The following is a 26694-nucleotide window of genomic DNA, read 5'->3' on the forward strand; positions in this document are numbered from 1 at the left end:
TTCCCTGATCAGCCTTGATAGCAGCGGAAGATCACGGTTTACCATATAGAAAAAGCTATGATTTGCGTATGGGCTTGTGCTATGTTGTTGAATTGTCCACTGGGACACATTATTGCAGCATCCATTTGAAAAGACAGAGAATTTATGACCACTATCTCAATCGTGATACCTGCCCACAATGAGGCGGACAATATCGGCAACCTGGTACAGGAAATCGTGGCCACCGGGCTTGAGTGTGAAATCGTCGTCGTGGACGACGGCAGCACCGACGACACCCATAAGCGTCTGCTCGCCCTGAAGAACACGGTCCCCTCCCTCAAGGTCGTCCAGCACGACCGCGCCTACGGGCAGAGTGCCGCCGTCGCCACCGGCATCAGGCAGGCCAGCGGCGCCATCATCGCCACCATGGACGGCGACGGCCAGAACAACCCCGCCGATGTCCCCAAGATGATCGAGGCGATCCTGAAAAGCGACAACCCCAACCTGAAGATGGTGGCAGGGTACCGCAAGAAGAGGGACGATCCGCCCTGGCGCATCATCTCTTCCAAGCTCGCCAACGCATACCGCCGCTCGTTCCTGCGCGACGAGACCCCCGACACCGGGTGCGGCCTCAAGGTCTTCTACCGCTCCGCCTTCCTGGAGCTCCCCTTCTTCGACCACATGCACCGCTTCCTCCCCGCACTGATCAAGATGAAGGGTGGCGACGTCATTTCCGTCGAGGTGCACCACCGCCCGCGCACCGCCGGGATTTCCAAGTACGGCACCCTGAACCGTCTCTGGGTCGGCATCGTCGACATCTTCGGGGTGTGCTGGCTGCGCATGCGCGCAAAGAACGTAAAGATCACGAGGTGCGACTAGATGGTTTTAACGGAAAAGGCCTGGGTGGCCATCGGCCTGGCCGGGCAGTTCTTCTTCACCATGCGCTTCGTGGTGCAGTGGATCGCCACCGAGAGAAAGAGAAAGAGCGTCATCCCGGAATCATTCTGGTACTTCAGCATCTTCGGATCGCTGATCCTGCTGGTCTACTCCCTGTACCGCAAGGACCCGGTCTTCATCCTGGGACAGGCCTTCGGCACCACCGTCTACCTCAGGAACCTCTTCTTCATCCACAAGGAAAAGAAAGATGCCGCAAACGATCCGGCCGCTGATTAGGGAGCTGGGACTCCCCTTCGCGATCCTGATGATCCCCGGGGTCGTCATGTCCCTGCTGCTCCCCTACTTCCCGGTGGACGAGACCCGCTACCTCGGCGTGGCATGGGAGATGTGGAACAATAACTCCTTCATCGTGCCGCTGCAAAACGGGCTCCCCTACTCGCACAAGCCGCCGCTGCTCTTTTGGCTGGTGAACCTGGACTGGCTCATGTTCGGGGTCAACGAGGGGACGCTGCGCTTCATCCCGCTCATCTTCAGCCTGGTGAACCTCACCCTGGTGTACCGCATCGCGCTCAAACTGTGGGACGACCGGCAGGTGGCGCGCTACGCGGCGGTCATCCTCGCCTCGATGCTCTCCTACCTGCTCTGGTCCTCGGTGATCATGTTCGACGTGATCCTGGCCTTCTGGGTGCTCCTCGCCGTGCTGGCGGTGGTCTCCGCGGCCCGGGAACACCGCCTCGCCTGGTACCTGCAGTTGGGCGTCGCCATCGGCGGCGGCATCCTCACCAAGGGGCCGGTGGTGCTGGTGTACGTCCTCCCGGTGGCCCTGCTCGGCTTTCTCTGGGTTCCCAAGGAGCGCTTTTCCGGCAAGTGGTTCGCCTGGCTCGGGCTCTCGCTGCTGATCGGCATCGGGGTGGTGCTCTTCTGGCTGGTCCCCGCCGCGCTCACCGGGGGCGAAACCTACCGGCGTGCCATCCTGTGGGGGCAAACGGTGCACCGCATGGCCAAGTCCTTCGCGCACAGGCGCCCCATCTGGTGGTATCTCCCCTGGATCCCGACCCTTTTGATGCCCTGGACCCTGTTCCCTCCCGCCTGGCGGGCCTGGAAGCGCCTCTCCGGCGACCCGGGCTTCAAGATGGCGCTGGTCTGGGGCGGAGGAAGCCTCGTCATCTTCTCTTTGTTGAGCGGGAAGCAGGTGCACTACCTGATCCCGGTGCTGCCGACCTTCAGCCTGCTCATGGCCAGGAGCATCGCCGAAGAGCAGGGGGAAGCCGCACGCTTCCGGCTTCCCATCGCCGGCCTGTACCTCTTCCTCGGCGCCGGCCTGATCACCGCGTCCCTCATCAAGCACGGCAGGCTTTTGAAGCACTTCGACCTCATGGAGATCCGGATCGCGGCAGCCGGGCTGATCGTGCTGGGCATAGTGCTCTTCATGCTGCGCCCGCGCACCATGCCGGCCCTGGTCAACCAGGTCGCGGGGGCCTCCCTGACCTGCTGCGTGCTGGTCCTGGTCGGCGGCAACTCCATGTTCCAGCGCTACGACCTGCACCCGATCGCGGCGGCGGTGCTCCAGAAACAGGCCGAGGGATACCAGGTGCTGCATGCCGGCAAGTATCACGGCCAGTTCCATTTCATGGGACGGCTGAGCCAGCCCCTGGTCGAGCTCCCCAGCCGCGACCAGATCCGTGCCTACGCGGCGAGCCACGATAAGATCGCGCTGATCACCTACGAGAAGGACACCGTAGCGATAAACCCCAAGGACTACTACTTCCTGCAGCCCTTCCGGAGCAAGCAGGCGGTGATGTGGACCCGGGACGGCATCGCCACCTTCCTGGGCGAGGCGCCGGACAAGAAGGAGTCGCCCGACGCGACCGACGCCGAATAACAAAAAGGGCCCTCCGGCAACTGCCGGAGGGCCCTTTTCACTGCTTGCATCTTCCTTTACTTGTACCCCGCCTCTTTCCAGGCGTTCACGCCACCCTGCAGCGCCCAGACCTTGGTGTATCCCTTCTCTGCAAATTCAGCTGCCCGACCGGCAGACGTGTGCTCCTGCGGTCAGTTGCAGTAGAAGATGATCTCCTGGTCCTTCTTCAGCTCGGGCAGCCTGGCGTTGAACTCGCCCAGCGTCCAGGCCTTCTCCAGGCGGATGCCGCCGCACATCTCCTCGCTGTCGTATGCGCAGACGAAGAGCGCCTCACCTGCCTGCACTTTTCTGCGCGCCTCCTGAATCTGGATCCTTCTTGCCTCGGCCATGTTTTCCTCCTTTCATCCCGGTGTGGGATGATCCCGAACCGCTGTTGCTCGCCGGATCGTTAGTGAATACCAATCCGACGTTGAAAAGGGTAGCAGAGAACCCCTCAAAACCAACCGTCGCTATCCCAGGTGGCGGTAACAGAAATTCCCCAGGTAGCTGAGCGCCGTGTCGGGCGCCTTGTTGCAGACGAACTGCAGCAACTTCTTGGCCATGGACTCCTCCGTCGCTGCGCAGGAGCGGGGAGGTATGTTGGGGTAGAGGAAATGGGGGAGGTCGCTGACCTGCGCCCCCCAGTGGGATTTGAACTCCATCAGGCTCTTGTTGTGCACCGAGGTCTGCCCGAAGTCTAGTACGCCGTATCCCTCCAGGCAGGCCTCACGGATCGCGTTCCAGAACAGGAAATGCACCGGGCTCGAGTCGTTGTGCAGGGCGTTGACCGCGGAGTACTCGATGGAAACCCGGCTTTTGTACTTGAAGAGGAGCACCCCCCCGATGGTCTCCTTTCCCCTGCGGCACAGCAGCAACTCCACCAGCCCCTGCGGTCCGAAGTTCTGCCAGAGCGCCTTCACCAGCTGGTAAGGGTGCGGCGGCAGCCCTTTCCTTTTCCTGGTGATCCGGTGCAGCAGGTAAAACTCCCTGAGATCCGACTCGCGCTTGCCCCGAATCAGACGGAGGTCGCTCTTTTCGGCGCGGGCTATGCGCTGGCGCACACAGGTGCGGTGGAAGCGCTGTTTGACCAGCTCCGGATCCTCGCAAAGCGGCAGGAAGTGGTGCTTGTGCAGGCAGTCGACATGGAACCGGTCCCGGTCCAACAAATGGGCGGCCGCCGCGGTCCTGATCTCCACCCGGGAGATGCCCAGCCGCTCCGCCAGGCGCAGCACCGCCTCGCTCAGCAGCTCCACGTCGGCAGCCTCGGTCGCCAGCGGGTCACACAGGGTGGCAAAGGGGATACTCACCAGCCGCCGTCCCATGAGCCAGCTCTCCACGGCATACACAGGCAGCGCGGCCCGGATCTCCCCCAAGGGGTCGTTGAGGACCAGGTAATATCCGGTCATGTGAGGAAAGTTCTGGTCCAGTACCCGCTTCCATCCCGACAGGTGCGTGATCCAGCCGTAGGGATGCTGCTCCACAAAACGATCCCAGCGGTGGTTACGCAGCGGGTCGATGATGCTGACACTGTTGCCGAGGGTCCCCTCGGCCAGCTCCCTGCGCACGTTGGCAGCCATGACGATTCCCCCACACCACTCTCCAAAAATTAACAAAACCCCACTTTATCCGTGATGGTGGCTAAGTCAAGCGCCGGCAGACCTCCCACCGGCGCCGGCGAAAAAAACATGGCGGTTATTGAGTAACCGTGTCGCGCTGTTAAGATAACCTTCGTCGTCATCCCCGGCAAAAGGAGCTAACGCATGAACAGCGACAATCTGGCACAGCTGGCGGACCTCCCCCTCAACTACCGGGAGAACCAGCGGGGCAACCTGGACCCGCAAGTCAGGCAGTTGAACCTGAAGCTCGGGCTGCAGTCGGCCCTGGAGCTGTTGCGCGACCCCCGGGCAGCGCTGCTGGTGGGAGGCGCGCTCGGCCTGATCTACAAACGCAGGTACGCCCTGGCCTCGCTGCTGGTGGGCGGGCTGGTGCTGCAGCGGGCGCTGGCGAACGCCGCCGGCCGCGAACCGGCAGAGGTCGCGCGACAAAGAAGGGAGAGAGAGTTCGAGCGGCGTGCCCTCAAGGCACAGCGCGGGGACTACGGCCACCTGGAAGTGATCGCATTCAAGTAGCCGCAAAAAAGGTTGCAGTTCTCCCCGGCTCTTGCCGAAGAATATGACGAGCGGTTTATTTTTGACAGTTGCAGGTGGAGTAACCAATGACACTGGTAGAGTGGGACGATACACTGATCCTCGGCATGCCTCAGATGGATGCAGACCACCACAAGCTGGTCGACATCCTGAACCGGTGCTACCGTGCGCTCATGCTGCACGACCACAGCCACGAACTTCAGGAAGTGGTTGCTGAGCTGCTCGATTACTCCCAGTACCATTTCGGTACCGAGGAGCGGCTGATGGCGGAACTTGAGTATGCCGCGGCAGCGTCGCACGCCGCCGCCCACCGCAAGTTCATCAACTCCATCCACAACTTCAAGGACCGCTCCGATGCCGGCGAGTCCTTCGTGGCCATCGACGTACTGGTCTTTCTCAAGGATTGGCTGGTGGGGCACATCCAGAACACCGACCGCGCCTTCACCAACTTCATCAACGAGCGCAGCGAATCCTGAACGAAAAAGGCACCGGGCCGTATGACCCGGTGCCTTCTACCCTTCTCTTTACTGCCACTGCCTTTTATTCCGCGCTGTAAATCCCGGTGAGGGAGGCCTCCGCCAGGATGTGGTCCTGCATGACCACGTCCAGCTGCCCCTTGCTCGCCGTCCCCGCCAGGTCCAGCGTGGTGTCCAGCGCATAGAGCCGGAAGATGTAGCGGTGGCTCCCCGAGGGTGGGCAGGGCCCGCCGTACTGGTTATGCCCCCAACTGTTCTTCCCGATCACCACCTCGCGCGGCTCGGCCTGCTCCACCAGCGTCGTCACCCTGGGGCCGATATTCCAGAGTATCCAGTGCACCCACAACCCGTTCGGGGCGTCCGGGTCCTCCATGACCAGCGCCAGCGATTTGGTGCCGGCCGGGACGTTCTCGAACCTCAGTTCGGGGTTCATGTTGTCCCCGTCGCAGGTATACCGCGCGGGAATGCGCCCGTTGTCCTGGAAGGCCGGGCTGGTCACACGCATCTTTTCCATGAGTCACCCCCTTGTCCTGTACCGGCGCCGGATGCGCCGGCATCCCTCAACGTTCCGTCCTCTGTGCCACCGCAGAAACCTTCACCTCGATCACCAGGTCCTCCACCTGGGCGAACTGCTCCGAAGCCGCACCCACCGGCCGAAGCAGTTCCACGTACCATTGTCCTTCGTTCGCCTGCCGTCCCACCGGGCTCGCGTTGAGGTGGGTGGCCATGCCGCAGAACTCGGAGCGGCGCACGGAGCGCCGGTTCTCCACCCGCCCCAGGATGATCTGGGGCAGTTCACGCTGGTCCACCTCCACCCGCTGGCCGGACCTCTGGTAATAGGCCGCCTCCGGGAGCCGCAGCAGCGCCGACCATGGCACCCCACCCGCCTCGCCGAGCAGCGACGCGCTCACGCCGCGGAAGCGGCAGTTCTCGAAGCCCTGGAACAGCTCAGCCGGGATCTGGAGCCGCACCGAGAAGCTGTCCCGGGCATGGCGCAGTTGCCCCCACGCGTTGCGGTTCATCAGGGCGCGGACCGAAAAGGCGCGGGTGAAGGCCTGCTCTCCCTGCTGGTAGAGGGTGAGCCACTCCAGCGCATTCCTGGTCCAGATGATGTTGCTGGCGAGGGATGCCCCCAGGGTCTCCGACCAGGAACTGAGCGGCGAGGCGACCTCGTAGCCGAAGATGCGCCGCAACCCTTCCTCCGCCACCGCCACCCGGTTCAGCCCCTCTTCGTAGTCGCGGCACAGGCGCCTGAGCACCAGGTCGCGCTGCTCGTCGAGCGCCAGCGGTCCTCCCGCGCCCGCGAGCTCCTTCCTGCGCCGGATCGACTCGCCGCGCAGTTCCAGCATGCTGGTAACGGTAATCGGCTCCTCGACCATGGGGGCCTCAGAGGCCCCCTCTTCCTCGGCTGCCCCCTCTACTGCGGCCTCGCCCTCCCCCTCTGCGTGCGGCGGTTCTTCCTGTTCCTTTTCCTGCCCCTCGACCGCCACCGGTTCCGGAGCAGGTTCCTCCTCCGGCGCCGGTTCCTCCCCTTCGACGCTCCGCCGGTCCAGTTCCAGTTCCTGCTCCAGGATCTCCAGGTCGTGGCTCATTTCCTGCCAGCCCCGGTCCAGAGCCGCATATTCACGGAATTCCGTCACGGCGCGTGCCAGAAGCCCCTCCGCCTGCTCCAGCAGCGCCTCCACCTGGCGCGACTGGAAACGTGCGGCCAGCATTTCCGGATCGGGTCGATAGGCAACGACGTTACAGGCCAGCTTGCTCATGGGCAGCCTCCCGGTCTTTGTCCCGGTTCAGGATGGGGGCGGCCGCAGCCGCCCCGGTGCTGTTAGAGGAAGGTGGTCCTGGTCCCCTCTGACAGGCGCGAGATCAGGTCCTGGCAGATCTTTTCGCAATTCTGGCAGCTGGCCCGGCAGATGCGGCAGTGCTGGTGCATCTCGGAATGGACCTCGCACTCCTGCATGCACAGGCGGCAGGCGACGGCGCAGCTCTCGAGCTGGGTCCTGAGCAGCTGGGGGACGGGATCGGTCTGGCGGGCAAGAATACGGGCGGTGGTCTGGCAGATGTCGGCGCAGTCCAGGTTGAGCCCGATGCACTTGGTGAGGTTCTGCACCATCTGCTCGCCGAGGCAGGCGTCGGCGCAGCTGGTGCAGACGTCGGCGCACTCGACCAGCGATTTGATGCACTCGGTAATGGCGGTGACGTCCATGGTGAGTTTTCTGGGGTGGGCAGCGAACATCTCTGTTGTTTTCATGCAGTTCTCCTTGGTCAGGTTGGAATGGCTGCGAACAATTAGCACATTCTAACCACATGCCTGGAGAATTCAACGCGAGGAGGGAAGTTCTAGCGCTGCGGGGAAACCCCGTCCGCCGCGGCCGCGGACCACTCCCTGATCACCTGCGTCTCCTGCTCGGAGATGCCGAGGCTGAGCAGAAAGGCCTGATGCGCCTGGGGCGCGCGCCGTTCGAATTCTGCATGCCAGGTTGCCATGGCCTGGTCGTCCATCCCCGCGGCGCGCAGCATGGCCACCCAGGTCTCCTTGTCGACGCTCTCGGGGAGCCCACCTTCCGACTGCACCCGGAGCATCCGGGCCAGGAGGTGCTGCTGGGCCTGCAGGGCGCGGATCTCCGCGCCGATAGCCGCCAGGCGCTTCCTGAGCACCGATGCCTCCCCCTCTTCCGACTCCAAAACGGCGCGGGTTTCCTCCACCGAAAGGCCGGCCTTGCGGAATGAGACGATGGCCGCCAGGCGCTCCAGGTCCGCCTCGGAGTAGAGGCGGTAGCCGGCGTCGCTGCGCCCGGAAGGCGAGAGGAGCCCTTCCTGGTCGTAGTAGAGCAGCGTGCTGCGGCACAGCCCGAACTTGCGGGCCAACTGGCTGATACGGTACATGATGCCTCCTGCGAAGGAAACGGCCCCGGGCGACCCCGGGGCCGCTGTGTCAGGCGTGATGCTTGCAGATGGCTGCGATGCGCTCGGGGGGAAGCCCCAGGAACTCCAGGAACTCCTGGTGCCCTTCCGGGTTCTCCCGCTCGAACAGGCGGTGCCACTGTTCCATGGCCGCGTCGTCCAGCCCGATGGCCCGGAACCGGGCCGTCCACTCCTCTACCGTTACCTTGCTCATAGTGTCGCTCCTTTTGCTGTTAGTGGCGTCATGGCCATGACAGCAGGAATACTAAACCGTGAAGCTGTAGACGGGTCAATAGAAAAAACCAAAGACGTTCAACGTTCAACGTTCAACGTTCAACGTTCAACGTTCTACGTTCTACGTTCTACGTTTGCCTTCTGCGTTCTGCGTTCTCGGTTCTGCGTTGTGCGTTGTGCGTTCGAGGGCGAGAGATGTGAGGCGATGCTCGGGCCCTGCCCGTTTTTCGTCAGCACGCGTTGAATTCACGACGCTCCCCCATATAATGAGAGCTGGCGTCACGCCGCTCACATCTTTGCCGGGAGGTTTCCATGGAAAGACGGCAGTTCATCAAGATACTGGGCATGTCATCTCTTTTCCTGCATGGCTGGCTGCGCAACCTGTTCGCGGCACAAGGACCGGTGGTGGCGGTGGCGCAAGGGACCGACCACGCCGGCATCACCCGCAAGGCGCTCTCGGCACTGGGCGGGATGCAACACTTCGTGAAGCCGGGACAGACCGTGGTGGTGAAACCGAACATCGGCTGGGACCGCACACCCGAGTACGCCGCCACCACCAATCCGGTGGTGGTGAAAACGGTGGTGGAGGAATGCCTGAAGGCGGGCGCGAAAAGGGTGAAGGTCTTCGACCGGACCTGCAATGATCCGCGACGCTGCTACGCCTCCAGCGGTATTGAGTCGGCACTGAAGGGGATGAAAAACGTGGAGGTGAAGCACCTCGAGGAGGAGCGCTTCAAGAAGGTGGCCCTGAACGGCAAGGTTCTCAAGGAGTGGGAGCTCTACGGCGAGGCGCTCTCCGCCGACGTCTACATCAATCTCCCGGTGGCCAAGCACCACGGCCTGAGCCGCCTCACCCTGGGCATGAAGAACGTGATGGGCATCATGGGGGGCAACCGCGGCTCCATCCACAAGAACATCGACCAGGCGCTCGCCGACGTGAACGCCTCCTTCCGTCCCCACCTCACCCTGATCGACGCCACCAGGATCCTCACCGCCCATGGACCGCAGGGCGGCAACCTCGCCGACGTCAAGATCCTGAACCAGGTGATCGCCTGCACCGACATCGTCGCCGCCGACGCCTACGCCACCACCCTGTTCGGGCTGAAGCCCGCCGACATCGCCGTGACCCGTGCCGCGTACCAGCGCGGACTGGGCGAGATGGACCTCGACAAAATGAGGATCGTCCGGGTGTGAAAAAGGTCACCACCGCCCGCATCTCCCAGCTTTTGTTCCTCGCCCTGTTCCTGGTCCTGTTCCTGATGACCGAGTACCGGGGGAGCGACCGCATCGTGGCCGCGGTGAACGGCTTCTTCCGCGCCAACCCGCTCACCGCCGCCAGCACCATGCTGGCTGCGAAGGCCTATCTGCCGCTGCTCCTCCCCGGCCTGGTCGTACTTGTTGCCGCCCTGTTCCTCGGTAGATTCTTCTGCGGCTGGATCTGCCCGCTGGGGACCATCCTCGACCTCGTCACCGGCAGAATCCGCAAGGTCGGCGCCGTGCGCGCCCTTACCGGCCGCGCCAAGTACTGGCTGCTGCTGCCGCTATTGACCGCCTCCCTGCTCGGGGTGAACCTCGCCGGCCTGCTCGACCCGATCGCGCTGCTGCTACGCGCGCTCACCTTCTTCTTTCATCCCCTCTTCGGGGACACGGTGCGCGGCGGCTGGCGCTCCCTCTACACCGTCATGGGGGAGCGGCGCGACGTTCTCGACCCCGGCTACCGCCTGCTGCGCGACTACCTGCTCCCCTTCCGGGAAACGCTGTACCCGCTCGCCTTTCTCTCTGCGCTATTGTTCGTGCTGATCCTGTTCCTGGAGCGCTACGAAAGGCGGGCCTGGTGCCGCCGCCTCTGCCCGCTGGGGACGCTGCTCGGGCTGGTTTCCCGCCTGGGGCCCCTGCGCCGCACCCCCGCGAAGCTCTGCGCCGACTGCCAGGCCTGCCGCGAGCACTGCCCCACCTCGTTCGATCAGGATCTCCTGCAGACGGAGGAATGCATCCTCTGCATGGAGTGTGCCCTGCGCTGCCCGTCGCGGCGGGTCCGCTTCCGGTTTACCGGAGCTCGCCCTCAGGTCGGCACGGTCATGGAACGGCGCGTGTTTCTCGGGGGACTGTTGGGCGGGGTGGTCCTGGCCAGGGGATTCCGGTTCCGCGAACCGACCGCCGAGGCGAAGCTGCTACGCCCGCCGGGGGTGCGCGACGAGGACGAATTCCTGAAGAAATGCGTGCGCTGCGGCGAGTGCATGAAGGTCTGCCTGAGAAGCGCGCTCTACCCCGCCTTCTTCCAGGCCGGCGCCGAAGGGATCTACACCCCGTTGGTGGTGCCGCGCCTGGGCTACTGCGAGTACAACTGCACCCTGTGCGGCCAGGTCTGTCCCACCGGCGCCATTCCCGATCTGCCCAAGGAGGAGAAGCAGCGCCAGGTGATCGGCAAGGCCGTCTTCGACAAGAACCACTGCCTCCCCTTCGCCAAGCGGATCGACTGCATCGTCTGTGAGGAGCACTGCCCCATCCCGGGGAAGGCGATCCGCTCCGAGCGGGTAGAGGTCACCGGCTTCGACGGGATAAAGAGAATTGTGCAGCAGCCCTATGTGGTGGATGAGCTATGCAACGGCTGCGGCATCTGCGAAAACGTCTGTCCGCTGGAAGGAAAGGCCGCTATCGAGGTGTTTCGGGTGAAGGACCGGACGCCGCTCAAGGCTCCCGCCGGGGGGGCGCCCCCGCCCAGCGATCCCTATGCCGACCCGTACGCCGGTGGAGGCTCCTAGCCCGTTAATGCGGCCGATCAGCTGCCGGGGCCGTCGAGCACCTCGCGCACCTTGCCGGCCAGGTCCGCAAGGGAGAACGGCTTCTGCAGGAAGTTGATGCCGGGGTCCAGGACGCCCCGCTCCGCGATCACCTCGGCGGTGTACCCGGAGACGAAGATCACCTTCAGGGCCGGGCAGCGGGACTTCATCTTCTCGGCCAGGTCGCGCCCGTTCATCTCCGGCATGACCAGGTCGGTAATCAGCAGTTGCAGGCGGCCGCAATGCTCTTCGGCCAGGGCAAGGGCAACCGGAGCGCTGCCGGCGTCCAGTACCTGGTATCCCAGCCCCTTCAGCATGGAAGTGCCTAAGGCTAGAATTGCCGGTTCGTCCTCCACCAGCAGGATCGTCTCGTCCCCGCCCCGCACCTCCTGCCGCACCGCCTCCTGGCAGGGTTCATCCAACTCCAGGTGGCGCGGCAGCCAGATCGAGAAGGTACTCCCCTTACCCGGCTCGCTGTAGACGTTGATGAACCCGTTGTTCTGCCGGACGATACCGTAGACCGTGGAAAGGCCGAGCCCCGTCCCCTCGCCCACCGCCTTGGTGGTGAAGAAGGGCTCGAAGATGTGGCTGACGGTCTCCTTGTCCATGCCGCTGCCGTCGTCGCTCACCGAGAGCACCACGTACTCGCCGGGGACGGCATCGACGTGGGTGCCCGCGTATCCGGCGGCGACGGTCCGGTTCGCGGTTTCAATGGTGATGGTCCCGACCCCGCCAATGGCATCGCGGGCATTAACGCAGAGGTTGGCCAGCACCTGGTCCAACTGGCTCGGGTCCATCTTTATGTGCCAAAGCTGGGGCGCCGGATGCCAGGCCAGGTGCACCTCTTCGCTGATCAGGCGTTGCAGCATCTTCAGGGTCCCGGCAATGGCGTCGTTGAGGTCGATAGCCTTCGGAGCAATGGTCTGCCTCCTGGCGAAGCCGAGCAGTTGCTTGGTGAGGTTGGCGGAGCGGTTGCCGGCGTTGCGGATCTGCTCCAGGTTGCCGTACACCTCGTCGCCCGGCGCAAGCTTCATCAGGGCCATCTCCGCATGCCCCAGGATCACGGTCAGCATGTTGTTGAAGTCGTGCGCCACGCCCCCGGCCAGCCTTCCGACCGATTCCATCTTCTGCGCCTGGTGCAGCTGTTCCTCCAGCCGGTCCTTCTCCTCCTCGGCCCGTCTTTGCTCGGTAATGTCCTCACCCGCGCTCAACATGCCGACGATCTCCCCTCGCTCGTCCCTGAGCAGGGCGTTGTGCCAGGCGATCAGCGCCACCGCGCCCGCCTTGGTCAGCACGGGATCGACCTGGTACTCGATGTTTTCGACCTCTCCTGCCATGACGCGGCCATAGGTCTCCCGGGTATTGAGCCCCTCCTCCTGCGGCTTGCAGGTCTCGAACCAGGGAACTCCGATCAGCTCATCCTCCCGGTATCCCAAAAGCTGACAGGCCTTGCGGTTCACGGTGGTGACCCGTCCCTCCCGGTCCAGCGCCACGATCAGGGCCTCTACCGTGTCCAGGTACCTCTGCGCCCGGTCGCGCTCGTGGCGCAGCTCGTCTTCCATCCTCCTGCGCTCGGTGACGTCGTGCCCGACGCCGAGCACCCCGACCAGCCGCCCCTCCACGTCGTACATGGGGGTCTTGATGACGTCCACCAGGATCCTCTCCCCATCCGCCATGTCCAGCCACTCGTCGTTCCTGCTGGGCCCTCCTGCCTCGATGGCCTTACGGTCATAGGAGCGGAAGAAGTCGGCTGTTGCCCGGTCGACGAAGTCGTAGTCGGTCTTCCCCACGATGTCGCGCTCCGCCGCCCCGAAGAACCGCTCGAACATCTTGTTGCAGGAAAGGTAGACACCGTCGGCGTCCTTGAGCCAAAGCAGGTCGGGAAGGGTATCGATCACGGTGCGGAACCGTTTCTCGCTCTCGCTGTAGCGGCGCGCCTCCTGCTGCAATTCCCGGTAGCGCCCATCCAGCATGGACACCATCCTGGCCATGGAAGTCCGCAGCACGTCCATTTCCCCCTCGAAGGTGACACCGGAGAGGGTGGTGGACGATGCCGATCCGGCGCCGCTTACCTCTACCGCATACGACTGCAGCAGCCGTAGCGGGTTCAGCACGATCCTCTTGAGGATCCAGTAAAGCCCGAGCACCAGTACCAGGTCCAGCAGGGCTATGCTGGCGGCGAAGTACAGGGTCGCGGTCTGCAGCTCCTTCTCCAGGAACCTGGTGGTGGCGGAGATGGTCATGATGCCGACGGGAGCGTCTCTGTAATGGATCTGCTCCCGCAGCACGATGTCATTGTCCTTTTGCACCGGCGGCCGATTCACCACCTCCCACTGCTCTCCGCGGCTGCGTGCGGCGAAAACGGGGCCCGCCTCCACGACGAGGCCGGAGAGGTTGCCGTTTTTCATCCCGCCGTCCAGCACCTTGTCGAGCTGGGCGTTGTCGAAGTTCCACAGTGCCGAGGCAATGGCCGGCGCCAGTTGTTCGGCGTCCGTCTTCACCCCCTGCCGCAGTTTCCCCATCTCCCGGTCGCGGAATACCACTATGGCGGAGGCCGCGAAAACGGTCAGGATGACCGTGGCCACGGTCACCAGGGTGGCCGTGATCCGGAAAGAAAGGGACGTGCTGCGTGGCATCGGGGTCCTCCATCTAGGGTGCGGGGTGGGACTTCATGTACTTCTCCAGGAGCTTTTGGGCGGTGCCGTCCTGCTCCAGCTCTTCCAGGCGCCTGCTCACCTCGTCCACCAACAAGGCGCAGGGGGATTTCCTGCTGAACGCGAAATAGACGCTCCTGCCGGTCACCGGGGTATCGAGACCGACGATCCTGCCGTTTCCGATCCGGTCCAGGTAGTAGGTGCCGGGGTACTTGCCGGTAATGAAGTAATCCACGTCTCCCGCGTCGAGACGCCTCAGGTTCTCCACCACGGTGTTGGCTTCCTTGATGTCCAGTTCCCTGCGCCAGTAGCGGTCAAACTCTTCCCCGAAACTGTCTCCCAGGCTGATGGCCCCCTTGTGCCCCTTGAGGTCCTGCCAGGAGCGGACCGGTAAGGTCCTGTCCTTGCGCACGAAGACCACTGCCGGGTTGGGGAAGGAACGGTGCCCGGTGAAGAGCAGGTACTGCTCCCGCTCGGGCGTCTTGCGCAGGCTTACCACCAGGTCGATGCGTCCCTGCTCGGCCAGGTACAGCACCCGCTTCCAGGGGTACACCACCGGGCGCGCCGTCACCCCCTTGGGGAGCGCCAGGGCCAGCAGTTCAATGCTCGCCCCCTCGAATCCCTTTTCACCCACGGCCCAGTGGAAGGGGGGATACTGGGGGTTGGCGGAATAGACCAGGCTGGTGCAGGCGGGACCGGTTCCGGCGAGCGCAGGGTGGAGCAGTACGGACTGGAGCAGCACGGCCAGGACCAGGCAGGCCGTCATCGTTGACACTTTCATGGCTCCCCCCTTCGTGACCTAGGTCAGCTCCCCTCCATGTAGCGCTTCAGGTGCTTCTTCAAAAGCTTCTGCGGCACCCCCTTGGCATCGAGCTCGCGCAGCCTGTTGCTCACGTACTCCGCCAGCGGCGCACAGGGAGATTTCCTGCTGAAACCGAAATGGATGTCCAGGGTGGAGATGGCAGGGAGGACCGGAACGATCTCGTGGCTGGTGGGGTGTTTGGCGAGAAACGCCTGTCCTGCGTACAGGCTGGTGACGAAGTAGTCGATCCTGCCGCTGTCCAGCTTCTGGTAGTTTTCCTGCATGCTCGGGGCCTCCTCCATGTGCAGGTTGCTGCGCCAGTACTGGTCGAAACCGCCCCCGAAGGTGTCCCCCGCGCTCATCCCCCCCTTGAGGCCGGCCAGATCCTTCCACTGGCGGTAGGGAAAATTGCGGTCCTTGCGCTTGAAGAGCACGATCGGGTTGGGAAAGGCGCGGTGCGAGGTGAAGACGAGGTACCGCTCCCGCTCCGGCGTGATGCGCAGGCTGACCAGGAGGTCGATCTGCCCGCTTTCGGCCAGGAACATGGAGCGCTTCCACGGAAAGAGCGCCGGCTTGGCCGACACCCCCGGCGGCAGCACCATGTTGAGCAGTTCGATGCTGGCGCCGTCGAAGCTCCTGCCGTCTTTACTCCAGTCGTAGGGGGGATACTGCGGATTGGTGGAATAGACCACGGTCCGGCAGGCATCCTGGACCGCGGGCTTTTCTGCAGCACCGGAGCCGACGGCATTCACCAGGAGAAGAGCAAGAGCTGTCAGTAGTTCTATGGTCCTTACTCTCATGCCGGCCCTTTCAATGGCAGTGTGACACTGCTACAAGAATCTGTACCCGATTTCTCTATATGTTACGCGATATAACATATCACATTTTATAAAACAGGTGATTCTCGGCACAGCCGTTTGCATCAGAATTATCGAATCCTTCCCCGACAAACATCCTATGTCCATATAAGAGACACGTAGTCGTGGTGTGAGAGTTGCAGTTACTTTCCTGGTCCCGCTGCCATGCGCCAAACGGGACGCCCTTAAACCATTGAGGAAGGAGAAGCAATCATGGCCACAGCCAGGATGGGAGACACCATCACGATAAGTTACATCGGGACCCTGGACGACGGCACCATCTTCCACAGTACAGAAGCGGAAGGCCCACTCACGGCCACTTTGGGAGCGGGAGAGATCTTCCCGGCACTCGAGGCTGCCATCGTCGGGATGAGGCCGACGGAGACACGGAACATCTTTCTCTGCGCCGGGGAAGCCTATGGGGAGCGGCTGAAGGAGAACGTCATCCGCGTCGCCCGCGGCAGCTTCCCTGCCGAAAAAGAGATCAAGCCGGGCCAAAAACTGGGCATCGAGTTCTCCGGCGGGGCAGCCCGGGTGATGCTGGTGACCGAGGTAAGCGAAGAGGCGGTGACCCTGGACGGCAATCACCCGCTGGCCGGCTGCAACCTGACCTTCGCCCTGCGCCTGGACCTGATCCGGTAGCCACCCGAGGAGACCTTCACATGCACCAACAGGAGAAGCCGGACCGCTACGTCTCTTTCGTGGGCATAGACGGCGACAAGAACTCGCAGGAGTTGATGGTGCAGTTGCGTCGGCACATCGACGACCCGCAGAAGAGCAACGCATTTTGGGAGGAGTTCAAGAAGAAGCTGGCGCGGGTCGGGCACCCGGACCAAAACGGCGGGCGCTGTCTGGACGAGCTGTTCCTGGTCCACTCCTACATCAACAACATCCGGGAGCTCTTCGAAGAATACGACGACGAGGCGGCCCTGGGGCTGCTGGAACGGATAGAGCGGGAGAGTTGCTAAAGGTGGCGCGGCAGGCGCCCCTGGCATAGCCGCCCGGGGCGCCCGAGGAGGTGGGCTACAGTTTGAAGTGACCGACCAGGCGCTGCAACTTTTCGGCGCTGCCGTAGAGTTCGTGCGCGGCCGCCGCCGATTCATGGGCGCCGGAGGCGGTCTGGCGCACGGTCTCGGTGATCTGCTGCATACTGCGTGAGATATCGCTGGTGGTGGCGGTCTGTTCCTCTGCCGCCGTCGCCACCTGGTTGACCTGCATGGCCACACCCTGCACCTGCTCCAGGATCTCCCGCAGCGCCTCTCCGGAACGGGCGGCCTCCGCCGTCCCGGCCGTCACCTGCCCTACCCCCTGTTCCATGACCGCCACCGCGGCCCTGGTCTCCTTCTGGATCGCCTTGATCATTTCGTCGATCTCGTGGGTGGCACGGGTAGTACGCTCCGCCAGCGCACGCACCTCGTCGGCAACGACCGCGAATCCCCTCCCCTGTTCGCCCGCGCGGGCCGCCTCTATGGCGGCGTTCAGGGCAAGGAGGTTGGTCTGGTCGGCAATGTCCTCAATGGTAACGATGATGGCACCGATCTGGTCCGAGCGTTCCCCGAGTTTTTCCACCGTTCTCGACGACTCCTGCACTTTCGCTGCGATCTGCCCCATCACAGAAACGGTGGCATCCACCACCTGCGCACCATCCCGGGCTGAGCTGGTGGCCACGGTGGCACCTTCCGAGGCCCGCTGGCAACTCAGGGCGATGTCGCCGGAGGTGGCGGACATCTCCTCCCCGGCGGTCGCTACCGTGGCGGATTGTTGCGCCACCTCCTCAGCTGCAGCGGCAATCTTTTCCGCGCCGGAACTCAGTCGCTCCGACGAAGCCACTACCACATCCGCCGTTGCCGCGATCTGCCGCACCATGTCCTGCAGATGCAGCACGAAGCCGTTGAAATCCCTGGCCGTCTCGGCAAGCTCGTCCCTGGTCGCAATCTCCGCCTGCCGGGTAAGGTCCCCCGCGCTCACGGCGGTCAGCAGCGCACGCATGGCGTTCACCGATGCCATGATCCCCTTCAGCAGCATGATCCCCAGTCCGGCCTGCAGCAGGACCCCGACCAGACCGATGACACCACCTTCGACCAGGGCCTTGCGTCGCTCGGTGTCGAAGTCCTGGTCCGACTGCCGCATCTCCTTGACCAGTGAGTCGCTCATCTTGTCCATCTGGGACTCTATCTTTTCCACCTGCACTTCGATCTGCCGGTCCAACACACGCACCTCCTGGACCGTGCTGTCGCCTCTCAGCAGCAGCGGCACCATCTTTTGCTCGAACGTTGCGATCACCGCGACCATGGCATCCTTCACCCCCGCCACCAGGCTCTTTTCCTCGGCAGTGTCGGCGGCGGCAGCAGTGGTCTCCAGGTTCTTGAGCACCTCTCCCTTTTTGGCCTGCCATGTCTTCAGGGTAGCCTCCAGGTCCCGGTTGATTTCCGCATCGGCTATGACACGGTACAGCGCAAGCCCCCCCATGGAAGCTTCCTTGGCCAGCACCGCTGCGTCCGAACGCTGGGCCCCCTCATCCTGCATCCTGCCGAGGGTAGCGATGGTGCGGAATTCAAGGGTAGCGATGACGGCGATGGTAATCACCATGACCGCCATGTTCACGATGATCTTGGCCCGGATGGTCGCCATTTTTGCCTCCTGTCACCTGCCGTAATCAAGCGTCAGCTTTTACTTATCGGCCGGCGAGGCTTGTCGATGTATGAGGGGAATGGTAACGGCAGCTGCGCTTTTTCCCGCGACGCCGGCTGCTGTCACAGTCACCTTGGCGTCTGCACTCGGATATGCCGCCACTCCTTCAGCGTCCCCTATTTTATCTAAAGTTTTCCGCGCAATGACCGATTAGGCACCCCTAAGACAAAACCAGCTTCCCGTGGTAAAAAACAAGAAATACTGCTAGACTACACAAGCTGCCCACGCATTGGTTGTCCCTTAACATCTGTTATGACAGAGCGATCTGTAATCAGGAGATGGGAGATGGCGGAAGGTTTGCAACTGAGAAAGTTTCTTGCCCCGGAGTTCATCTTCGGTGCGGGAGCCCGGGAATTGGCCGGGCGCTACGCGAAGAATCTGGGCGGGCGCAAGGTGCTGGTGGTCTCGGACCCCGGGGTGGTCCAGGCGGGATGGACCAAGGACGTCACCGACAGCCTCGATGCCGCCGGCGTTTCCTGGGTCCTCTTTACCGCGCTCACCCCCAACCCCAAGGCCGACGAGGTGATGGCCGGCGTCGCCCTGTACCAGGCGGAACACTGCGACGCCCTGGTGGCGGTGGGGGGCGGCAGCCCCATCGACTGCGCCAAGGGGATCGGCATCGTCACCTCCAACCACAAGCACATCCTCGAGTTCGAGGGGGTCGACATGGTCAAGGCCCCCATGCCCCCGCTGATCTGCATCCCGACCACCGGCGGCACCTCCGCCGACGTGTCGCAGTTCACCATCATCAGCAACCCGCGCGAGAGGGTGAAGATCGCCATCATCAGCAAGTCCGTGGTGCCCGACATAGCACTGATCGACCCGGTCACGCTGATCACCATGGATGCCTACCTGACCGCCTGCACCGGGCTCGATGCCATGACCCATGCCATCGAGGCCTTCGTCTCCACCGCAAGCTCCTCCATGACCGACCTGCACGCGCTGGAGGCGCTCAAGCTCCTGTCCGTGAACCTCATCCCCAGCATCCGCAACCTCGACAACGAAGAGTTCAGAAGCCAGGTGATGATGGGGAGCCTCCAGGCCGGCCTTGCCTTTTCCAACGCCATCCTGGGCGCCAACCACGCCATGGCGCACAGCCTTGGCGGCGCCCTCGACCTTGCCCACGGCGAATGCAACGCCATCCTTTTGGACCACGTCATCGAGTTCAACTTCGATGCGGCGCCCGAGCGTTTCGAGAAGATCGCGGAGGCCTTCGGGCTGGACCTGCGAGGGCTCACCCTCCCCCAGAAGAAGAAGCGCCTGCTGGAGTACGTCCGCAAGCTCAAGGCCGAGGCGGGGGTGGGACGCACCCTGGCGGAAGTCGGGGTCGGGCGCGACGACCTGAAGCTCTACAGCGAGCATGCGCTGAAGGATCCCTGCATGGCCACCAACCCGCGTCGCGCCTCCAAGAAGGATATCGAGGTCGTCTATGAAGAATCCCTCTGACCCTCGTCCCCCCGACGACTCCGACACCTCCCGGGATCCCGCCGACACCGACGACACCGCCGATCCCCCCCCGCAGGACGCGCTTGAGGCGCTGCAGCGCAAGCTGGCCGGGCTCGGGGAAAACTCCATGCGCAAGACCTACTACCCCGAGCTGCAACAGCGCCTGGAGGAACTGGAGCGCCTCAAGGCTTTCCTGGACCACAGCAACGATGCCATCTTCCTGGTCGAGGTGCTGACCGGCAGGATCGTCGACCTCAACGAATCCGCCTGCCGGCAGCTGGGCTGGAGCCGGGATCAACTGCTGCAAAAATCCCTCTTCGACCTTTCCGACCTGCAGGACAACCCCGCCGCCGTCGCGCTGATCAGTAGCGACGAGGATGCAGAGGTGCGCGACCTGATCGTCACCGAGCTGTACCGCAACGACGGCGGCAGCTTCTGGGCCGAGTTGATGCTGAACCGGATGCACTTCAGGGATCGCGCCTACGTGCTGGCGGTCGCCCGCGACATCACCCAGAGGCGCGCCGTCGAGGAGGCGCTGCGCCAGAGCGAGGAGTTCCTCAAGAACATCGTGGACCACATCCCGGCCATGATCTTCGCCAAGGACGCGCAGCACCTGCGCTTCATCACCATCAACAAGTACGGCGAGGAGCTGCTCGGCTACTCCCGCAGAGAGATCCTGGGCAAGGGCAACGACGAGCTCTTCCCGCCGGAGCAGGCGCAGTTCTTCAGCCAGAAGGACCAGGAAACCCTGGAGCGGCGCCAGCTGGTCGAGGTCCCGGAGGAGGTGGTCTCCACCCCGTTCGGCGACCGGGTGCTGCGCACCAAGAAGATCCCGCTGCTGGACGAGCAGGGCAAGGCCCGCTACCTGCTGGGCATCGCCGAGGACATCACCGAGCGCAAGCAGCTCGAGGAGAAGCTGGTGCAGTCCCAGAAGATGGAGGCGATCGGGCAGCTGGCGGGCGGGGTCGCCCACGACTTCAACAACATCCTCATGGTCATCCTGGGCTACGGCAGCATGCTCAGAAACGACGCCACGCTGGCGGCAGCGCACCGCGAACAGGTGGACCGGATCATGGATGCGGCGGACAAGGCCGCGCAGCTCACCTCGGGGCTATTGACCTTCAGCCGCAAGCAGGTGATCAAGACACAGACCGCGGACCTCAACGAGGTGATCCGGCGCGTGGAGAAGTTCCTGTCCCGCATCATCGGCGAGGACGTGCAGCTGCGTGCCGCGTTTGCCGGGCACCCACTGCCGGTGGACATCGACGCCAACCAGATCGAGCAGGTCCTGGTGAACCTGTCCACCAACGCACGCGATGCCATGCCGCAGGGGGGGCTGCTCACCGTGGAGACCTCGCTGCAGCGCATCGACGCCGGCTTCGTCCAGGCCAACGGCATCGGCGAACCCGGCCCCTACGCGGTGATCTCCATCTCGGACACCGGCGTCGGCATGGACGACGCCACCAGGAAGAGGATCTTCGAACCCTTCTTCACTACCAAGGACGTGGGCAAGGGGACCGGCCTGGGCATGTCCATCGTGTACGGGATCATCAAGCAGCACTCCGGCTTCGTCAACGTCTACAGCGAGCCCGGCATCGGCACCACCTTCCGCATCTACCTGCCGCTCAGCGTCACCAGTCCCCTGGCCGAGGCGGCGCTGCGGGATGTGGAACAGCCCAAGGGGGGGAGCGAGACCATCATGGTGGTCGAGGACGAGGCCGACCTGCGCGTCCTTTTGGAGCAGATCCTTTCCGGCGCGGGATACCGGGTCATCATGGCGGAAAACGGCGCCGTGGCGATCCAGCAGTACCGGCAGTTCGGCAGGGAGATCTCGCTCGTGCTCATGGACATGATCATGCCCGGGATGAGCGGCAAGGACGCCTGCAAGGGGATCAGGGAGATCGACCCGAACGCGCGCGTACTCTACACCAGCGGCTACACCATGGACATCATCAAGAGCCGGGACCTGCTCGAGGAGGGAACGGAGCTGCTCATGAAGCCGGTGCGCCCACGGGAACTGCTGAAAAAGGTCCGGGAGATGCTGGACGCCTGAGGATCAGGCGCGGCTGTGCATGAGGAAAAGGCGGTCGGCGTAGGCGCCGGCCCGGGCGAGTTCGGTGGGGGAGAGATCAGCCGCCGGGACGGGGTTGCGGAAGCGGCGCAGGAAGCGGCGCTCGGCACCGTCCAGGGCGGCATTTTTGTGCCCGAGCCGCCCCGGGAGGTGCAGCGTACCCGGGCGCCAGCCCGAGAACGCCGCAGCAAGGCACGGGTTCAGCCGAAACACACCGTCCCCCTCCGGGCACCCCCCCGCGCAGTTGCGTCCCAGGTAGAGCACGAAATTCCCCGGCGCCTCCTGCTTAGTTTCCAGGGCCCGAATCCTGGCGATCTCCAGCTCAGGCTCCGGCAGCGCCCCGCGGTGCGCGAAGCGTAAGAGCGTCAGCCCGCTGCCGGCGATCAGTTCCAGCAGGGCATCGATCCGGTAGCTGGTCACCTGCGGATGGAGCAGCGCATCGGCGAGCCCCGAGCGGCTGCCGACCTCCTCTGAGCTCTCGAAGAAGGCCCGCAAGCGGGAGTCCTGTCCGCTGCGCCGCACCATCCTCCTCACCTGTTCCGGGTCCCGCACCTTCAAGAGCCTGAGCGCCCGCCGGATCGAGTCCTCCTCGCGGCGCGCGTAGTGGCTGTAGACCATGACCCTCAGGATGCCCCCTTCCCCCAACCGAGCCGCCAGCGCACGCAGCCCCGCCTGAGGCTCCTCCAGGTGGTGCAGCACGCCGTAGGCGTCGATGAAGCCGTAAGGGCCGGTCGCGAGGGCAGGGTCACAGAGGTCCCCGGGGACGAAATCGACGCCGGAGATACCGTGCAGCAGGCAGTGCAGCCGTGCCCGCTTCAGGCTCTTGCGGGAGAGGTCCAGTGCGGTGATCGGGACGCCGGGATTGGCCAGCGCGAAGGGATACGGTGCGAAGCTGCCGCAGCCGGCGATGAGGATGCGGGATCCAGGGAGGGGGAGTTCGCCGTTGAAAAGGGAGCAGAGGGCGTCCAGGTTGTTGGCGTAGGTATCGCGGCGGCGCACCGAGGCGAAGAGGGGGTAGTCCGGGTAGGGGTAGAGCTCGTAGTGTTGGCGGACGCTTTCGGGCATGAGGGACACTCTAGCGTGCGTCAGCCCCGTTGGCAAGGCTTCCAATGAGAAAAGGGACTGGCTCCGTTAGGTGCCTGTCCCTCTTGCGGAACGCTCCATTCCGCCTAGCTTGACAAAACCCTAGGGGGACAGGCACCTGGCGGAGCCAGTCCCCTCCCCCTTTGTTAAAGGGGGACTTTTGACCGCTCGTCGTCAAAAGCCCCGAAAAAAAGGGGGCCGTCGACATCCCGGCCCCCTTCCTGTTTCTATTGTATTCGCGGCTGCGCAGCAGGTGCCGCACCGACCTACATCACGAACTTCAGCATCGCCTGCGGCGCGAACTCGTTCACGCCCGATACGCCGTACTTGTTGTGCCAGTAGATCACCTCGGTGCCGAAGTAGACGCTGTTCGGGGCATCCCAGAACTTGCCCAGGTCGAGCAGCAGGCGGGGCTGCGCGTCGATGTTGAAGGCCAGGTTCCCCTCGCTGCCGGCGATATCGGTGAAGCCTTCGAAGATCATGTTGGCTTTACCCACGGTGAACGGAAGCTGCCAGCACGGGGTCACCTGGTAGGTGCTGCCCGGCTGCTTGGGGTCGTTGCGCACGTAGACGTTAAGGTCGGCGAAGTTGAACTTGGGCAGGTTGAGGCTCAGGCCGACGCCGTAGAGGTAATTGCGAAAGCCCTGCCCCATCTCCAGGGTACCTGCCAGCAGCACGTCCTTGACGAAGGGTGCGGAGAGGTCGTGACCGGTGATCTTGCCCAGGGAAAGCCTCGGGGAAAGTTCGCCGTAGATGCCGGTTTTGTCCTTCTCCGCGTTGGTCACGTCGAAGAAGAGGAAGTTGTCGCCGTACTTCCAGGCATTGGCATGCTCGATGGTGATGGTGGACTGGGTCCCCTTGGTGCCGCTGTAGGGGTTCTTGAACTGCCCGCCCCACAGGGTCTGGATGTTGGTCTCGTTCCAGAGGGTCATGCCGGCCTGCGCCTCCTGGGCGGCGAAAGGCGCCAGCAGCAGGGCGGCGAGGGCCAGGGCTTTGAAGCCGGTGGACAGGGCGCTACGGATCGATCTCTTCTTCAAGGTGCTCTCCTTTTGTGGTACATGCTGACTACCTGGCGGTAGCTGAAAAACGCACTTCAGGGATTGTCGACGGCGCAAGGCACAGACGCAGCGCAGCGTCACGGGCAGCGGTGGGCCGTACCGGTATGGGTCGACAGGGGCACTCTCTTCGGGGAAAGTCGCAGGCTGGGGTGGTTGCTCTGCTAAAGGGGGATACAGCGCAGGAGACGAACCGCTGCGCCCTTGCGGGCGCGACTCACCTTGTCAAACGTTTCCGCTTCAAAAGCGGCGTAAAGCTAGCACGTTTTTCGGCGCAGTTCACCTTTTTTTGATCTAATTAAACAGTTTGAAAAATTGGTCAGACCAGGTCGCGCCATCTCATCAGCGTTTCCATGAGTTTGTTGGAGACTTGGCTGAACTCGCCCTCGTGGTCCATGAGTCTTTGGGCTTGCTCGGTGTCACCCTCGGCGGCCAGGCCGGCGATGCGGCAGGCAACTTCGTGGAACTCGCCGTGCAGCTGTTTGACCTGCTTGTAGAAGTAGGAGGAACGATGGCGGGAGGAAACGGCGGTGCCGTAAAACCATTTGCCGAACTGGCAATCGGTCTCGGTGCAGGGGCCATGGTGATTTTCCAGTTCCCCCTTGCGAATCATCTCGTTCAGCTTCACTTTGTATATCGCATGCTCAGTGATGGCGTTGCTGATCTCTTGCTTTTCCATTTTGCTCACCTTCCGTGGATTTTTATGTGACAAGGTGAAACTTCAGCCGTCAGAGCCGGTTTTTGGTCCAAGTGGGAATCAGCAACAAGTATTCCAAATCACAATTATGAAATTCACATCTTGTGGGGCCGCCGCCTCAGAACACTTTTCCTACTGAAATCATTAGAATAAACGTGAAACGGTTGATGAGCACCCGGGCAGGCATTTACCAGTTTTTTAGCAATCCCTCTCCAGTCACCACAAAAACTGCGCCAATTGCCCCACATCCACTCAAGTGCCCGGCGCCGGTTCACGCGACATTGGTCTTGCAAACAGCCAGATGCTATGGCAATTTTGACCCTCCTTGAGGAGGCCGACCACATGAATACCAACAAACCGATACTTTTTGCCGCAGGCGACGTCAACGCCTTTTTCGGGCTGATGCTGGACAACATGTCGGGCCTGGTGATCATGGCCGGCATCCTCACCGGCGTGTTCGGCATGCCGCGCGACCTGGTCCTGTCCCGGATGCTCCCGGGCAGCGCGGTGGGCGTGCTGCTGGGCGACCTGCTCTACTCCTGGCTGGCCTGGCGCCTGGCGCGCCGGACCGGGCGCAGCGACGTCACCGCCATGCCCTTGGGGCTCGACACCCCCTCCACCTTCGGCATGGCCTTCGGGGTCATCGGCCCCTGCTTCCTGGCCACGAAGGACGCCCACCTCACCTGGCAGGTCGGCATGGCTACCATCGTCCTCATGGGGGTGTTCAAGGTGGCGGCCTCCTTCTTCGGCCCCGCCCTGAGACGAAGCATCCCGCGCGCGGGGCTATTGGGGAGCATCGCCGCGGTCGCGCTGCTCCTGATCGCCTACCTTCCCTTTTTGAAGCTGTTCGCCTCGCCGGTGGTGGGCTTCCTCTCGCTGGGCATCGTCTTCATTTCGCTTTTGGCGCGCTACCGGCTCCCGCTCGGCCTTCCCGGAGCCCTGGCCGGCATCGCGGTCGGCACCGTGGCCTACTACCTCCTCGGGGCAGCCGGCCTGCTCCCGGGCGGTGCTCCCGCCCCCCTTGCCGCGCCGCAGCTCGCCCTGTACCTGCCGCTCCCCTCCCTCGAGTTCCTGGGGGGCGTCCCACGGGCGCTCGGCTACCTGCCGCTGGCCATCCCCTTCGCCCTGGCCACCGTTGTCGGCGGGGTCGACGTCACCGAGAGCGCCGCGGTCGCCGGGGACGACTACAACACCCGCGACATCCTCCTGGTCGAAGGGGTCGCCACCCTCGTCGCCGGTATGTGCGGCGGCGTCATGCAGTCCTGCCCCTACATCGGCCATCCCGCCTACAAGGACATGGGGGGACGCGCCGGCTACACCATCGCCACCGCCCTTTTCATCGGCGCCGCCGCCGTCACCGGATATCTCTCCTTCCTGGTGGGCCTGCTCCCGGAGGCCGCGGTCGCGCCGATCCTGATCTTCATCGGCATCGAGATCACCGCCCAGGCCTTCGAGGCCACGAAGAAGACCCATTACCGCGCCGTCGCCGTTTCCTTCATCCCGGTAATCGCCTGCCTCACCACCATCGAATTCGGGCAGATGCTGGGCGGCCTGGGCAAGAGTGCCGCCGACCTTACCGGAGACCTCCTGGCCACCTGGCAGGCCACCACCATCCTCGGCAACGGCTTCATCGTCACCTCGCTCCTGTGGGGCGCCGCCTTCGCCAACGTGCTGGACCACCGCCCCGGCAAGGCCGCGGTCTACCTGCTGCTCTGTTCGGCCCTGTCGCTGTGCGGCATCATCCACTCGCCGCTCGCCTCTGGCGCCATGTTTTCCCCCCTGGCCCCGCCCCAGCCCATCGTGTGGCACCTGGCCGCCGGCTACGCCGCCATGGCGTTCAGCTTCTGGCTCCTCTCCCTGGTCGGCTCCGCCTCTGCCGCGGGGGAATGACCCTCCGAGAGTGATTCCGCCAAGATGCCCATCCCCCTCTCCCTCCGGGAGAGGGCTGGGGTGAGGGCGCTGCAATAGGCAATGGCGCCGCTTCGTGGCACCTCCCTCACCCGCCCTTCGGGCACCCTCTC

Annotated in this window: 26 protein-coding genes; 12 read left to right on the forward strand and 14 right to left on the reverse strand. The window is 63.6% G+C overall.

The window, feature by feature from the left end:
• Positions 1-144 precede the first annotated feature (144 nt).
• The 3 genes from JFN91_RS16450 to JFN91_RS16460 are packed head-to-tail and all read left to right on the forward strand — an operon-like array spanning position 145 to position 2758.
• Entirely contained in the window at positions 145-858 is a 714-nt protein-coding gene (locus JFN91_RS16450; protein ID WP_199390274.1) for a glycosyltransferase family 2 protein, read from the forward strand.
• On the forward strand, positions 859-1152 hold the full coding sequence (locus JFN91_RS16455) for a lipid-A-disaccharide synthase N-terminal domain-containing protein (RefSeq protein WP_199390275.1): 294 nt from the start codon (positions 859-861) through the stop codon (positions 1150-1152).
• Positions 1124-2758, forward strand: coding sequence for an ArnT family glycosyltransferase (locus JFN91_RS16460; RefSeq protein ID WP_199390276.1), 1635 nt, complete (start codon positions 1124-1126; stop codon positions 2756-2758). Before JFN91_RS16455 ends, JFN91_RS16460 begins: the two co-directional genes overlap by 29 nt.
• 170 nt (positions 2759-2928) lie before the next feature.
• On the opposite strand, the gene JFN91_RS16465 is transcribed toward JFN91_RS16460, so the two are convergent.
• Both JFN91_RS16465 and JFN91_RS16470 read right to left on the reverse strand, forming a co-directional pair.
• The gene (locus JFN91_RS16465) at positions 2929-3126 is read right to left on the reverse strand and encodes an ArsR family transcriptional regulator (RefSeq protein ID WP_199390277.1); all 198 of its coding nucleotides are present in this window, start codon (positions 3124-3126) and stop codon (positions 2929-2931) included.
• Between the two features lie 120 nt (positions 3127-3246).
• On the reverse strand, positions 3247-4353 hold the full coding sequence (locus JFN91_RS16470) for a lipid II:glycine glycyltransferase FemX (protein WP_199390278.1): 1107 nt from the start codon (positions 4351-4353) through the stop codon (positions 3247-3249).
• A 183-nt stretch (positions 4354-4536) separates the two neighbouring features.
• On the opposite strand from JFN91_RS16470, the gene JFN91_RS16475 reads away from it, so the two are divergent.
• Both JFN91_RS16475 and JFN91_RS16480 read left to right on the forward strand, forming a co-directional pair.
• Positions 4537-4905, forward strand: coding sequence for a hypothetical protein (locus JFN91_RS16475; RefSeq protein WP_199390279.1), 369 nt, complete (start codon positions 4537-4539; stop codon positions 4903-4905).
• Between the two features lie 86 nt (positions 4906-4991).
• A complete protein-coding gene (locus JFN91_RS16480; protein WP_199390280.1) occupies positions 4992-5399 on the forward strand; it encodes a bacteriohemerythrin in 408 nt (135 codons plus the stop codon).
• Positions 5400-5463: 64 nt separating this feature from the next.
• Here the strand turns inward: JFN91_RS16480 and JFN91_RS16485 are convergent, their stop codons facing one another.
• The 5 genes from JFN91_RS16485 to JFN91_RS16505 form a co-directional block, all read right to left on the reverse strand.
• Entirely contained in the window at positions 5464-5913 is a 450-nt protein-coding gene (locus JFN91_RS16485) for a YbhB/YbcL family Raf kinase inhibitor-like protein (protein ID WP_199390281.1), read from the reverse strand.
• Between the two features lie 46 nt (positions 5914-5959).
• Complete coding sequence (locus JFN91_RS16490) at positions 5960-7162, reverse strand: hypothetical protein (protein WP_199390282.1); 1203 nt, start codon at positions 7160-7162, stop codon at positions 5960-5962.
• Positions 7163-7224: 62 nt separating this feature from the next.
• On the reverse strand, positions 7225-7650 hold the full coding sequence (locus tag JFN91_RS16495) for a four-helix bundle copper-binding protein (RefSeq protein WP_199390283.1): 426 nt from the start codon (positions 7648-7650) through the stop codon (positions 7225-7227).
• Between the two features lie 89 nt (positions 7651-7739).
• Complete coding sequence (locus tag JFN91_RS16500) at positions 7740-8285, reverse strand: MerR family transcriptional regulator (protein ID WP_199390284.1); 546 nt, start codon at positions 8283-8285, stop codon at positions 7740-7742.
• Positions 8286-8334: 49 nt separating this feature from the next.
• Positions 8335-8517 (reverse strand): MerR family transcriptional regulator, encoded by a 183-nt coding sequence (locus JFN91_RS16505; protein WP_199390285.1) that lies wholly within the window; start codon positions 8515-8517, stop codon positions 8335-8337.
• 332 nt (positions 8518-8849) lie between these two features.
• Here JFN91_RS16505 and JFN91_RS16510 point away from each other — a divergent pair, with 332 nt between their 5' ends.
• Together JFN91_RS16510 and JFN91_RS16515 are read left to right on the forward strand one after the other, a co-directional pair.
• Positions 8850-9731: a DUF362 domain-containing protein gene (locus tag JFN91_RS16510; protein WP_199390286.1), complete on the forward strand. Its 882-nt coding sequence runs from the start codon at positions 8850-8852 to the stop codon at positions 9729-9731.
• On the forward strand, positions 9728-11299 hold the full coding sequence (locus tag JFN91_RS16515) for a 4Fe-4S binding protein (RefSeq protein ID WP_199390287.1): 1572 nt from the start codon (positions 9728-9730) through the stop codon (positions 11297-11299). The genes JFN91_RS16510 and JFN91_RS16515 overlap by 4 nt, the downstream gene beginning before the upstream one ends.
• 17 nt (positions 11300-11316) lie before the next feature.
• Here the strand turns inward: JFN91_RS16515 and JFN91_RS16520 are convergent, their stop codons facing one another.
• From JFN91_RS16520 to JFN91_RS16530, 3 genes are read right to left on the reverse strand one after another with little or no spacing between them, the layout of a single operon-like run.
• The gene (locus JFN91_RS16520) at positions 11317-13953 is read right to left on the reverse strand and encodes a hybrid sensor histidine kinase/response regulator (protein ID WP_199390288.1); all 2637 of its coding nucleotides are present in this window, start codon (positions 13951-13953) and stop codon (positions 11317-11319) included.
• A 13-nt stretch (positions 13954-13966) separates the two neighbouring features.
• Positions 13967-14752, reverse strand: coding sequence for a substrate-binding periplasmic protein (locus tag JFN91_RS16525; protein ID WP_199390289.1), 786 nt, complete (start codon positions 14750-14752; stop codon positions 13967-13969).
• A gap of 23 nt (positions 14753-14775) precedes the next feature.
• Positions 14776-15573, reverse strand: a complete 798-nt coding sequence (locus JFN91_RS16530) for a substrate-binding periplasmic protein (RefSeq protein WP_199390290.1) — start codon at positions 15571-15573, stop codon at positions 14776-14778.
• A gap of 270 nt (positions 15574-15843) precedes the next feature.
• Between JFN91_RS16530 and JFN91_RS16535 the strand changes: the two genes are divergently transcribed.
• Both JFN91_RS16535 and cowN read left to right on the forward strand, forming a co-directional pair.
• Positions 15844-16272: an FKBP-type peptidyl-prolyl cis-trans isomerase gene (locus JFN91_RS16535; RefSeq protein WP_199390291.1), complete on the forward strand. Its 429-nt coding sequence runs from the start codon at positions 15844-15846 to the stop codon at positions 16270-16272.
• A gap of 20 nt (positions 16273-16292) precedes the next feature.
• Entirely contained in the window at positions 16293-16598 is a 306-nt protein-coding gene (cowN, locus tag JFN91_RS16540) for a N(2)-fixation sustaining protein CowN (protein ID WP_199390292.1), read from the forward strand.
• A 55-nt stretch (positions 16599-16653) separates the two neighbouring features.
• Here cowN and JFN91_RS16545 read toward each other — a convergent pair whose 3' ends face one another.
• Positions 16654-18261, reverse strand: a complete 1608-nt coding sequence (locus JFN91_RS16545) for a methyl-accepting chemotaxis protein (RefSeq protein WP_199390293.1) — start codon at positions 18259-18261, stop codon at positions 16654-16656.
• 345 nt (positions 18262-18606) lie between these two features.
• On the opposite strand from JFN91_RS16545, the gene ercA reads away from it, so the two are divergent.
• Both ercA and JFN91_RS16555 read left to right on the forward strand, forming a co-directional pair.
• Positions 18607-19767: an alcohol dehydrogenase-like regulatory protein ErcA gene (ercA, locus tag JFN91_RS16550; protein ID WP_199390294.1), complete on the forward strand. Its 1161-nt coding sequence runs from the start codon at positions 18607-18609 to the stop codon at positions 19765-19767.
• Positions 19751-21820 carry a hybrid sensor histidine kinase/response regulator gene (locus JFN91_RS16555; RefSeq protein WP_199390295.1) on the forward strand — a complete coding sequence of 690 codons (2070 nt, stop codon included), beginning with the start codon at positions 19751-19753 and terminating at the stop codon, positions 21818-21820. Before ercA ends, JFN91_RS16555 begins: the two co-directional genes overlap by 17 nt.
• Before the next feature lie 3 nt (positions 21821-21823).
• Here JFN91_RS16555 and JFN91_RS16560 read toward each other — a convergent pair whose 3' ends face one another.
• From JFN91_RS16560 to JFN91_RS16570, 3 genes are all read right to left on the reverse strand, one after another.
• Positions 21824-22903 carry a class I SAM-dependent methyltransferase gene (locus tag JFN91_RS16560; RefSeq protein ID WP_199390296.1) on the reverse strand — a complete coding sequence of 360 codons (1080 nt, stop codon included), beginning with the start codon at positions 22901-22903 and terminating at the stop codon, positions 21824-21826.
• Between the two features lie 284 nt (positions 22904-23187).
• Positions 23188-23958 carry an outer membrane protein OmpK gene (locus JFN91_RS16565; protein ID WP_199390297.1) on the reverse strand — a complete coding sequence of 257 codons (771 nt, stop codon included), beginning with the start codon at positions 23956-23958 and terminating at the stop codon, positions 23188-23190.
• Positions 23959-24295: 337 nt separating this feature from the next.
• Positions 24296-24655: a CZB domain-containing protein gene (locus tag JFN91_RS16570; protein ID WP_199390298.1), complete on the reverse strand. Its 360-nt coding sequence runs from the start codon at positions 24653-24655 to the stop codon at positions 24296-24298.
• Positions 24656-25015: 360 nt separating this feature from the next.
• Here JFN91_RS16570 and JFN91_RS16575 point away from each other — a divergent pair, with 360 nt between their 5' ends.
• Positions 25016-26563: a SulP family inorganic anion transporter gene (locus tag JFN91_RS16575; protein WP_199390299.1), complete on the forward strand. Its 1548-nt coding sequence runs from the start codon at positions 25016-25018 to the stop codon at positions 26561-26563.
• Positions 26564-26694 lie beyond the last annotated feature (131 nt).

Origin of the sequence: Geomonas anaerohicana, from assembly GCF_016458305.1 — a bacterium.
Lineage (GTDB): Bacteria > Desulfobacterota > Desulfuromonadia > Geobacterales > Geobacteraceae > Geomonas > Geomonas anaerohicana.